Source organism: Amycolatopsis sp. lyj-112 (genome assembly GCF_046549055.1).
GTDB lineage: Bacteria > Actinomycetota > Actinomycetes > Mycobacteriales > Pseudonocardiaceae > Amycolatopsis.
In genome coordinates this window covers 1413977-1424429 of sequence record NZ_JAJPWS010000001.1, presented here as the reverse complement: position 1 = coordinate 1424429, position 10453 = coordinate 1413977, and the positions used below count along the sequence as shown (strand labels likewise).

At 69.0% G+C, this 10453-nt stretch carries 9 protein-coding genes; 6 read left to right on the top strand and 3 right to left on the bottom strand.

The window, feature by feature from the left end:
- The 3 genes from ACLJRL_RS06750 to ACLJRL_RS06740 form a co-directional block, all read left to right on the top strand.
- The coding region (locus ACLJRL_RS06750; protein ID WP_410655107.1) for a transposase at positions 1–251 on the top strand (251 nt) is incomplete at its 5' end.
- Between the two features lie 376 nt (positions 252–627).
- Entirely contained in the window at positions 628–1821 is a 1194-nt protein-coding gene (locus ACLJRL_RS06745) for a cytochrome P450 family protein (RefSeq protein WP_410655106.1), read from the top strand.
- A gap of 26 nt (positions 1822–1847) precedes the next feature.
- Positions 1848–2705, top strand: a complete 858-nt coding sequence (locus ACLJRL_RS06740; protein WP_410655105.1) for an LLM class F420-dependent oxidoreductase — start codon at positions 1848–1850, stop codon at positions 2703–2705.
- Here ACLJRL_RS06740 and ACLJRL_RS06735 read toward each other — a convergent pair.
- The gene (locus ACLJRL_RS06735; protein ID WP_410655104.1) at positions 2686–4086 is read right to left on the bottom strand and encodes a serine/threonine-protein kinase; all 1401 of its coding nucleotides are present in this window, start codon (positions 4084–4086) and stop codon (positions 2686–2688) included. The two genes, ACLJRL_RS06740 and ACLJRL_RS06735, sit on opposite strands and share 20 nt — an antisense overlap.
- Before the next feature lie 273 nt (positions 4087–4359).
- On the opposite strand from ACLJRL_RS06735, the gene ACLJRL_RS06730 reads away from it, so the two are divergent.
- A complete protein-coding gene (locus tag ACLJRL_RS06730) occupies positions 4360–5052 on the top strand; it encodes an IclR family transcriptional regulator (RefSeq protein WP_410655103.1) in 693 nt (230 codons plus the stop codon).
- 291 nt (positions 5053–5343) lie between these two features.
- Complete coding sequence (locus ACLJRL_RS06725; RefSeq protein ID WP_410655190.1) at positions 5344–6906, top strand: amidase; 1563 nt, start codon at positions 5344–5346, stop codon at positions 6904–6906.
- Between the two features lie 37 nt (positions 6907–6943).
- Here ACLJRL_RS06725 and ACLJRL_RS06720 read toward each other — a convergent pair whose 3' ends face one another.
- Positions 6944–7525 (bottom strand): TetR/AcrR family transcriptional regulator, encoded by a 582-nt coding sequence (locus tag ACLJRL_RS06720; RefSeq protein WP_410655102.1) that lies wholly within the window; start codon positions 7523–7525, stop codon positions 6944–6946.
- A gap of 363 nt (positions 7526–7888) precedes the next feature.
- Positions 7889–8614, bottom strand: a complete 726-nt coding sequence (locus ACLJRL_RS06715; protein WP_410655101.1) for a FadR/GntR family transcriptional regulator — start codon at positions 8612–8614, stop codon at positions 7889–7891.
- 225 nt (positions 8615–8839) lie between these two features.
- Between ACLJRL_RS06715 and ACLJRL_RS06710 the strand changes: the two genes are divergently transcribed.
- Positions 8840–10450, top strand: a complete 1611-nt coding sequence (locus tag ACLJRL_RS06710; RefSeq protein WP_410655100.1) for an ABC transporter substrate-binding protein — start codon at positions 8840–8842, stop codon at positions 10448–10450.
- Positions 10451–10453: the final 3 nt, after the last annotated feature.

Here is a 10453-nt window from a genome sequence, read left to right as displayed (position 1 = left end):
CGCTGCGGGAGCGCAGGATCAAGGCCACCATTCCCGAACGCGGCGACCAGATCGCCCGCCGCAAAGCGAAGGGCAAGGCCGGTGGCAGGCCACCGGCCTTCGACCCCGACCTCTACAAACTCCGCAACGTGGTCGAGCGATGCTTCAACCGGCTCAAACAATTCCGAGGCCTAGCGACCCGATACGCCAAACGAGCTGCCTACCACCGCGCCGAGATCATCCTCGCCTGCATCATCCTGCACCTCCGATGAAGATCCCCAGGACACACCCTAGGCGCTCGTCCGCGAACGTTGTCGTCCGCCGCGGGACCGTCCCCGGGCTCCGTCCTTGGTCCACAACGGCAGTGGTCATCCGCCGCAGGACCGCCCCCGGACTCCGTTCGGCTGCTCACGCCACGGAGCACCGGTCCGCAGCTTCCGCGGGATCGCGTTGATCACCTGTCGGTGCTCACGCCACCGCCGACCACCACCTGCTGCGGCCGCGGCAACGGCCCGATCACTGCCCACGCCGATCCCAGCCAAGCCGGGCCATCGGCCTCCCATCGTTGCCCTCGGACCGGAATCAAGATACCGTCACCATTCAGATGATATGAACATCTGACGTGAACATCCACACTGGGAGACCGCCTTGCCCGACGTTCCCGAGATCGCCCTGACCGACCCCGAGGTCCTGCACGACCCGTTCACCGTCTACGGCCGCGCCCGCGAGCGTTCCCCGCTCGCCAAGCTGGTCGCGCCCGGGTTCGGCCCGATGTGGACCTTCCTGCGGCACGAAGGCGCGCGAAGGATGCTCTCCGACACGCGCTTCGCCCTGAACGCGAACAGCTACCAGGGCCTCGACGTGCCGGACCACTGCAAGCCCTACATGCGGACCATGCAGGAGATGGAAGGCGCGGAGCACCTCCGTCTCCGGCGCCTGGTCGCCCCCGCGTTCACCCCGCGCCGCGCCGCCGCGATCCGGCCCGGCATCGAGCGGATCGTCGAGGGACTGCTCGACGACCTGCCCGAAGACGGGCCGGTGGACCTGATCACCGAGTTCGCCCGCCCGCTGCCGGTCGACGTCACCTGCGCGATGGTCGGCATCCCCGAGGCCGACCGGCTGCGGTGGCGCGAATACGGCGCCGCGGTCGCCGCGGGCGACGCCAAGGGCCTCGCGAAAGCGGTGCCCGGGATCGTCGAGGACTGCCTGTCCGCGATCGCGCACCGCAAGCTCGAACCCGGCGACGACGTCGTCAGCGACCTCCTGCGCATCCAGGCCGAGGACGGCGATCGCCTCGACGAGACCGAACTCGTCACCCTGGTCTGGCAACTGGTGCTGGCAGGCCAGGTGCCCGGCAACCTCATCGCCAACGCCGTGGAGACGCTGCTCGCGTATCCCGATCAGCTCGCCGCGCTGCGCGAGGATCCCGCCCTGCTGCCCGGCGCGGTCGACGAACTGATGCGCTGGTGCGGCCCGCAACTACTCACGATCCCCCGCCACGCGACCGAAGACGTCGAGGTCGACGGCGTCCTGATCCGCCAGGGAGAACCCGTTACCGTCGCCATCGCGGCCGCGAACCGGGACCCGCGCGCGTTCACCGACCCGGAGGTCTTCGACATCCGGCGCGCGCACGGGCCACTGTGGCATCTGGGGTTCGCCCACGGCCCGCATTTCTGCCTCGGCGCCCCGCTTGCCCGTATCCAGACCGAAGTGGCGCTCGCCGGGCTTCTGCGCCGATTCCCCGGCCTGGCCCCCGCCGAAGGGTCGCTGCGCATCCCCGACCCGGGCACCTGGCGCTTGACCGCCTACCCGGTCACGCTGCGGGAGCCGGTTGCAAACTGAAACACGTTCTAATAATGTGACCGGCTGTGAGACACGGGATCGTTCTGTTCACCAGTGACCGAGGTATCGCCCCGGCCGCCGCCGCGCAGGTGGCGGAAGCCGCGGGCTTCGACACCTTCCACGTCCCCGAACACACGCATATCCCGGTCAAACGGGAGGCACCACACCCGCGTACGGGCGATTCGTCGCTCCCCGACGACCGCTACCTGCGCACGCTGGACCCCTGGGTCGCGCTGGCCACGGTGGCGTCGGTGACCACGCGGATCCGGCTCGCGACCGCGGTGGCCCTCCCCGTCGAGAGCGACCCGATCACGCTGGCGAAGACCATCGCCAGTCTCGATCACCTCTCGGCCGGGCGGGTCACCCTCGGTGTCGGCTTCGGCTGGAACGTCGACGAACTGGCCGATCACGGCGTCCCGGGGAACAAACGCCGGACCGTCCTGCGCGAGTATCTCGAAGCGATGCGCGCGCTCTGGACGGACGACGAAGCCTCCTACGCCGGCGAATTCGTCTCGTTCGGCGCCAGCTGGGCCTGGCCGAAACCGGCGCAGGCGCATATCCCGGTGATCGTCGGCGCGGGCGGGACCGAGAAGACGTTCCGCTGGATCGCGAAGTCGGCCGACGGCTGGCTGACCACGCCGGGCGACACGGACATCGAGGACAAAGCCCGACAGCTGAACGAGATCTGGCGGGAGGCCGGGCGTTCGGGGAAACCGGAGATCTCGGCGCTCGGCGTCCGCCCGGATCCCGGGAATCTGGCCAAGCTGGAAGCGGCCGGGGTCACCGAGACGATCTTCGGCCTCCCGGACCGCTCCCCCGACGAGGTCGAGGCGTGGATCCACCGCCTCGCCGGGAAACTCGGCCTCAGCGCTGCGAGTCGATGAGGTAGCGGCCGTCCTGCTGCACCAGCACGAATGTCGCGGTCTCGGATTCCGTACCGCCGCCCTTGCGGACGTAGGTGATCGTGGCCGACGCCGAGTTCGCACCCCGTTCGGTCACGTTGGACACCGACACCGCCTGGAACCGGCCCCAGAAGTTGCCGTAGGTCGCCAGGGTCTGTCCCCGGCTGCGCTTGAAGTTGTCGCTCAGCAGCCCGAACGCGGCTTCGAGATTGCCGGGCAGCAACCCGTAGTAGGCCGAAAGCGCCTGGCCTGGCGTCTGCGCGGCAGGCGGCGGCGCTGACGACGACACAGGCGTGGACGGCGGAGTCGAGGGCGGCGCCGAAGACACCGACTGCGGCGGGACGACCGGCGCGGACGACGGCGGGGCGCCGGTCTGCGGCTGCGAGCTCGGCGGCGGTGCCGCGTCCGACGGTGTGCCGTCGCCCCTGGTCAGCACCACGACCACGATCGCGGCGGCGACCGCCAGCACGAGGAATCCGGCGATGAGCGCGATCAGGACGCCCTTGCGGCCGCGCGGCGGCGGCTCCTCGGCGACGAGCGTCGTCGGGGCCCCGATCGCCAGCGCCCGCAGTTCCCGCTCGGTCTCGGTCATCGTCGGCCTGCTGTCCGGCCGGACGTCGAGCAGCCGGGTCAGCAACGGGGTGAGGATGCCGGACTTGACCGGCGGGGTGATCTCGCCGCTCGACGCGCGGTACAGCAGCGCGATCGGGTTCTCGGCCGTGCCGTAGGGCGTGCCGCCCTCGAGCGCGGTGTACAGCGTCGCACCGAGCGAGAACACGTCGGAGGCGAAGGTGGCGTCCTCGCCGCGGGCGACCTCGGGCGCCAGGAACGCCGGCGTCCCGGAGATCTCGCCGGTCGCGGTGAGCTGGACGTCGCCCATCGCGCGCGAGATGCCGAAATCGGTGATCTTGACCGTGCCGTCGTCACCGAGCAGGACGTTGCCGGGCTTGATGTCGCGGTGCACGATGCCCGCCCGGTGCGCGGCCGCCAGCGCCGAGCACAGCTGGATCGAGAGGCGGATGACGTCGTCCGCCTCCATCGGCCCTTCGCGCAGTTTGTCCGCGAGACTGGTCGAGGGCAGGTACTCCATGATGATCCACGGGCGGTCCTGCTCGTCGATCACACCGAAGACGGTGATGGCGTGGGGATGCACCAGCCGCGCGGCGATCCTGGCCTCGCGCAGGGCGCGGTTCTTGGCCTCGTCCGACTTCTGTTCCCCTTGCCCGTGCGGCAGAAGCAGTTCCTTGACCGCGACGATGCGCTCGAGGTTGTCGTCGCGCGCCCGCCACACGGTGCCCATCGAGCCTCCGCCGACGGGCTCGATGAGATCGAACCGGTCGGCGAGGCGGCGGGTCTCCTCCATCAACGACGTCCCCCTGGAGCTGTGGTGTTCGCGCGAACCTTGCCAGCATGCCAGGAACGCCCCGGCGACCCGGACCCGGCACGGCCGTTTCCGGCGCGGTGTCCGTCACGTCCCGGGACGTTTCCGGCGCTGCTGCTACGAAGTGTGAGCGGCCGGTCCGGTTGGGCCGCTCACCGGAACCCCACCCCATCGGCTGCCCGAAAGTTCGTATCCGAGGCGGGCGGAAGCACACTTTACTTCTTCGGTGTGGCCTGTTCCGGCGAAAGGGCGGCGATGCGGGAACCGATCAGCGGACGCGGTGTGCTCGAGGGCGCGTTCGCGTTGCTCGAGGCACTCAACGAGCACGGCGGGCAGGCCGGGCTGACGCAGCTCGTGCAGGCCAGCGGGCTCCCGAAGACCACCGTGCACCGGCTGCTGGACCAGCTGGTCGACCTGGGCGCCGTCGAACGGTCGGACCGCCGGTACCGCATCGGCTCGCGGGTGTTCCGGCTCGGCCGGTTCTGGCAGCCCGAACTGCGGGAGCTCGCCAGGGAGTGGCTGCCGGTGCTTTCGGCGCGGATGCGCGCGAGTCTCGTGCTCGCGGTCCCGCGGGAGGGCCGCGCACTGGTCGCGGCCGGTGCCGTGCTGCCCGCGGACGACGTCCAGGTGTGGCCGGGGATGCCCCTGCCTCCGGGGACCGCGGCCGGTCGGCTCCTCGCCGCCTACCATCCGGCGCTCGCGGAACCGGACGCCGGCGCGCACGAGATCCTCAGCGCCGGGTACGCGATCGAATCGGAGACGATCGCGCCCGGGCTGAGGTGCGTCGCGGTGCCGGTCAGGACCCCGGACGGCCGGGTCGGGGCGGCACTTGCGGCCGTCCTGCCCGCGCACCGTGACCCGGTTTCCTCAGTGGCCGGGCTCACGAGTACCGCGCGTTCTTTCAGCGCGGCACTCGCCGCGTCCGCGCGGCCGAACCGGACGGGATGATCGACGAACTCCGAACAATGACCGATCAATGTACTTGCCGATTCGAAGGAATTGCGTGGGTGCAAACCGTCTCACGCTGCGTCCGCGGGCGGCCGCACGCAGTGCCGAAAACGGCACTTTTCCTTGCCCTGCACTCTTTTCCGTGACTGATCGCCTACCGGACGATTGTTCGGGCGCGCTTTCTGTTCCCTTTCTCCCGCGACGGCGTACCCGTACGGTTCGAGCATTCTTTCTACCAGGGAGGGAAATCCCTTGAAACGACGTCTTGCGGCCGTGTCCGCATTTCTCGTCATGGTGTTCGTCGCATCCGTCACCTCGGCCGTCCCGGCTCAGGCCACGTCGCATTCCGGGCGTCCGGTCGTCGCCGGAATCGACCTGGAGCGGGCGACGATCCCCGATCTGCAACGGGCGATGCGCTCCGGGCGGCTGTCCTCTGTCGAGCTGACAGCCTTCTACCTGCAGCGGATCCGCAAGCTGAACCCGACACTGCACGCCGTGCTCGGCACGAACCCGGACGCGCTGCGGCTCGCCGCGGCCAGTGACGTGCGGCGGCACCGGCACCAGTCGAAGGGGCTGATGGACGGCATTCCGGTGCTGCTCAAGGACAACATCGACACCGCGGACCGGCAGCGGACGACGGCGGGCTCGACGGCGCTGCTGGAATCCCGCCCCTACCGTGACGCCGGCGTGGTCGAGAACCTCCGCGAGGCCGGAGCGGTCATCCTCGGCAAGGCCAACCTGTCGGAATGGTCGAGCTACCGATCCACCAGTGGGTCGAACGGCTGGAGTCCGCTCGCGGGCCAGACCGCCAACCCCTACGTCCTCGACCGCAACCCGTGCGGTTCGTCGGCCGGTTCGGGTGTCGCCGTCGCGGCGCACCTGGCGACCGTGGCCGTCGGGACCGAGACGGACGGCTCGGTGACCTGCCCGTCCGGCGCCAACGGCATCGTGGGCGTCAAGCCGAGCCTCGGTCTGGTCAGCCGCAGCGGGATCGTGCCGGTGTCGAAGCAGCAGGACACCGCCGGGCCGATGGCGCGCAACGTGGTCGACGCCGCGATCCTGCTCGCGGCCCTCAACGGGGCCGACCGCCGCGACCCGATCACCGTGGGCGCCGCCCGGCAGTCGCTCGACGACTACACGAAGTTCTTGCGCCCCAACGCCTTGAAGGGCAAGCGGATCGGTGTCTGGCGCGAGGTGTACACCCCGGACGACGCGACGAAGGCGGCGTTCGACCAGGCACTGACCCGGCTCCGGAAGCTCGGCGCCACCACGGTCGAGATCGTGATCCCGTACCTGGACATCATCGCCGCCAACGAGTTCCCGGCGATCAGGACCGAGTTCAAGCACGACATCAACGCCTACCTGGCCTCCACCGGCGGCAAGCACCCGGCCGACCTGGCGGGACTGATCCAGTACAACCTGGACAACGCCGCGGTGGAAATGCCGTACTGGACCCAAAACCTGTGGGACCGGTCGCAGGCCAGCACCGGTGATCTCAACGATCCGGCCTACCGCGCGATGCGGGAAGCCGCGACGAGTGCCGCCCAGCGTGGTCTCGACGAGACCCTGCGGAACAACAAGCTGGACGCGATCGTGGCGCCGACCAACAACGCCGCGTGGAAGACGCAGCTCGGGACCGGTGACGGCGCGCTGCTCATCGATTCGTCGGGCCCGGCCGCGGTTTCCGGCTACGCCAACATGACCGTCCCGATGGCGTACTCCGGCCCGTTGCCGCTGGGGCTGTCCATCATGGGCGGGAAGTTCAGCGAACCGTCACTGCTGAGCATCGCCTACGCCTTCGAGCAGGACACGAAGGTCCGGAAGCTGCCGACGTACATCCCGTCCATCGGCTGACGCGTCCACGGGGGCTGAAAGCGTCCTTCACCGCATCTCACTCGGTGAAGGACGCTTTCACATCCGCTCCGCCGACCAGGAACGCGAGGCTGCGCTCGGCTTCCGCGACGGCGGAACCCGGCTCGACGTGCCCGTCGATCACCAGCGTGGCGAGCCCGTGGAGCAGGCACCACAGCGTGACGGCGAAACCGCCCGGATCGTGCCCCGCGAGCCGCTGATCGCGCACGCCGTCGGCCAGCACCGCACAGGTCTCCCGGTGCGCTTCGACGAGTTCCGGATACGCGGCCCGATCCCCGATCCCGGCGCCCAGCATCAGCCGGTACAACGCGGGATTCCCCAGCGCGAAGCCGATATAGGAGTGCCCGAGCGCGGTCACCGTCCCGGCGCCGCAGCCTCGCAGGACGCCCTGCAGTTCGGCGTGCCCTTCCAGGGCGACGGCTACGAGCAGCGCGTCCTTGTCCCGGAAATGCCGGTACGGCGCAGCGGTGGACGCTCCCACCTTCGCGACCGCGCCGCGCAGGCTCACCCCCTCGGGACCTCGCTCGACGAGGACCTCCCGTGCGGCCAGTACGAGCGCACGACGAAGGTCACCGTGGTGATAGGCACGTTTGACGACCATGGCGGACCCCCCAGCCCTTGATGCCACGCGAACGCCTCACCCTAGCCGGTTGTCGTGAGTGATTTGGGTCGTTAGGGCCAAGAGTGTTTGAGGTACCTACGTCGGGTTGGCGGTTCTGCTGACCGGTGCGCGGGCGGCGGTTTCGCGTGATCGGAGAGACGACACGCGTGTCCAGGCGGACGGCGAGCGTGTTCAGAGGGACGACATGGGGTGGAGCCCGGCCGCGGGCGTGTCGTCCGTCCAGTCACAGGTGTCGTCCGTCCGGTCACACGTGTCGTCCGTCCGGTCACGTCCGGGGAGGCCGCGGTGTCGCATGGCACGGGACTCGTGAGTGATTTGGGTCGTTAGAACGACCCAAATCACTCACGACCTGCCGACCGGAGCCGGACGCGCTTCGCCGAATCCGCCGTAGCGTCCGGCCTTCGCTCGCTTCCGGACCTCGTCGAAGTGCCGGTGAACCGCCTCCGCCGCGGCCTCGGCGTCCCCGAGGACCAGCGCGTCGATGATCGCCTGATGCCGTTTCGCGGTGCCCGACGGCGACGAGGACGGGCCGCCGAGTTCGGCTTCGGCCACCTGGTAGACGTCCCAGAACAGCCCGGTCAGTTCCCGGGCGAGGTCGAAGCCCGCCTCGGCACAGATCAGGTCGTGGAACTCGCGGTCGGCGACGGCGGCGTCCGGGCCTTTGCGCCGCATCCGGGCGACCCTGTCCTGGAGCTCTTCGATCAGCTCCGGACGATGATCCCTGGCGACCCTCGACGTCAGTTCGGTTTCGATCATTTCGCGGACCTCGAGCAGATCCCGCAACCGCCCGGCGTCGGACGCGCCCCGGGTGCGCGTCCGGAACAGCAGCCAGGTCTGCAGCGACTCCGACCCCGCCGAGCCGACGAAAGTGCCGTAGCCGTGCCGGATCTCCACGATACCGAGCGCCTGCAACGCTTTGATCGCCTCGCGGATCGAGTTCCGGCTGACGCCGATGTCCTCCACCAGGCTCAGTTCGGTCGGCATCGGCGAACCGGGCGGCAGCGCGCGTTCGATGATCAGATCGATGATCCGCTTGGTGATCTCTTCACTGCGTTGAGGACGCGCCAAAGCCATCTCCCGTGAGTCGTTTGTGCCGGCTCGCCGCCACCCGGAGGACATCCTACGTCATACGTCCACCCCTTCCGCGCCGGAAAGCAAAGTTCCGGCAAAGTGCGGATTTCCCCTTGACCAGCGCGAACACGAGTCCTATGGTTCGGCCAGGTCATAGGACGTCCCACGTCCTACTTCTCGGTGGACCTCTTCCTGGTGGCGATCACACAGTCAGGAGCAACGATGCCCCGAACCCCAGCGCCCGGCCAGGCGTTCACCCGCCGCGACGCGCTCAGGTACACCGGTCTCCTCGGCGCCGCGGCGGCGATCTCGTCGACGCTGGCCGCCTGCGGCGGGCCGGCTTCCACGAACAAGACCGGCGCCGCGGCGGATTCACTCACCGCGGTCCTCGGCTACGGCAACAACCAGACCTGGGATCCGTTGCAGACGGCGTCGGCCTTCTCGATGGCGGCGATCCTGCACTGCTACGAGTCCCTCGTGGAGGGTGATCCGATCACCCGCGAGCCGTTCCCCGGCCTGGCCAAGGCCCTGCCCGCGGACCTCAAGTCCACCACCCTGCGCTTCGAACTGCGCGACGGCGCGAAATGGCACGACGGCGCGCCGGTCACCGCCGATGACGTGGTGTTCACCTACGCCCGCGCGCTCAGTCCCCAAGAGAACGTGCTCGTGCACAGCTTCTTCTCGCATTGGCTGAACGAGGTGAAGAAGGTCGACGACCGGACGGTCGAGTTCGTCCTCAAGTTCCCGTTCCCGTACGCGCTGCACCGGATCCAGAGCTGCAAGATCGTGCCCAAGCACGTCTTCGAGGGCAAGTGGGCCGACGCGGCGGGGGGCAAGGTCGTCGGTTCCGGCCCGTACAAGGTGACCGAACAGGCGCCCCTGAGCCACACGGGCTTCGAGAAGTTCGCCGACTACAACGGCCCGCGCCCGGCCGCGTACAAGAAGATGACCTGGAAGTCCATTGTGGACGCCGCGCCGCGGGTGGCGGCCGTTTCCGGTGCCGCGCCGGAGGCCGTGATCGTGGAGAACATCCCGGCCGCCAACGCCGAACAGCTGCGCAAGGCGGGCCGGACCGTCGAATTCGCCGACGGCGGCAACAACCTGTTCCTGCTGTTCAACACCGCGCACGCGCCGTTCGGCGAAAAGCTGGTCCGCCAGGCGCTCCACTACGCGATCGACGGCAAGAAGATGGTCGAGATCGGGCTCAAGGGCGCCGGCACCCCGGCGACCTCGTTCATCAATCCGAAACTTCCGGCTTCCCAGCCCGCCGCACACGATTTCACCTATGACCCCGCAAAGGCGAAGGACCTGCTCCGGCAGGCGGGGATCACCGGGCTGAAGGTCACCCTGTCCACCACGAACACCTCACTGGTCGCCGACTGCGTCAAGGTGATCAAGGAGGGCTGGGACGCGATCGGCGTGGAGACCACTTTGGACTCCCAGGACACGAAGGCGCTGTTCTCCAAGCTGGACAACGGCAACGACTTCCAGGTCGTGGCGACCACGAACAACCCGCTGCAGTTCGGCAACGACCCCGACCTGCTGATCCGCTACTACTACTCGGACAAGTCGATCTTCACCACCCGCTACGCCCGCTGGACCGGCGCCGACGCGCAGGCCCTGCTGGCGCTGCAGGACAAAGCGGCCACCGAACAGGACGACGCGCGCCGCACGGCGCTGACCAAACAGCTCCTCGACCTGATCTCCGAACAGGCCGTCATCTATCCGGTGGTGTTCACCCAGCTCGGTACCGCGTGGGACCCGAAGGCCATCACCGGTGTGCGGGCGCAGGGATACCCGGGGATCTACCTGAACCAGGCCAAGCCCCTCTAGGAG

What these genes read in the sequence shown, in the direction of transcription:
- ACLJRL_RS06735 (WP_410655104.1), bottom strand. Translation starts at nt 4,086, where the DNA reads ATGGAGGAGACCCGCCGCCTCGCCGACCGGTTCGATCTCATCGAGCCC.
- ACLJRL_RS06730 (WP_410655103.1), top strand. Translation starts at nt 4,360, where the DNA reads ATGCGGGAACCGATCAGCGGACGCGGTGTGCTCGAGGGCGCGTTCGCG.
- ACLJRL_RS06725 (WP_410655190.1), top strand. Translation starts at nt 5,344, where the DNA reads ATGGTGTTCGTCGCATCCGTCACCTCGGCCGTCCCGGCTCAGGCCACG.
- ACLJRL_RS06720 (WP_410655102.1), bottom strand. Translation starts at nt 7,525, where the DNA reads ATGGTCGTCAAACGTGCCTATCACCACGGTGACCTTCGTCGTGCGCTC.
- ACLJRL_RS06710 (WP_410655100.1), top strand. Translation starts at nt 8,840, where the DNA reads ATGCCCCGAACCCCAGCGCCCGGCCAGGCGTTCACCCGCCGCGACGCG.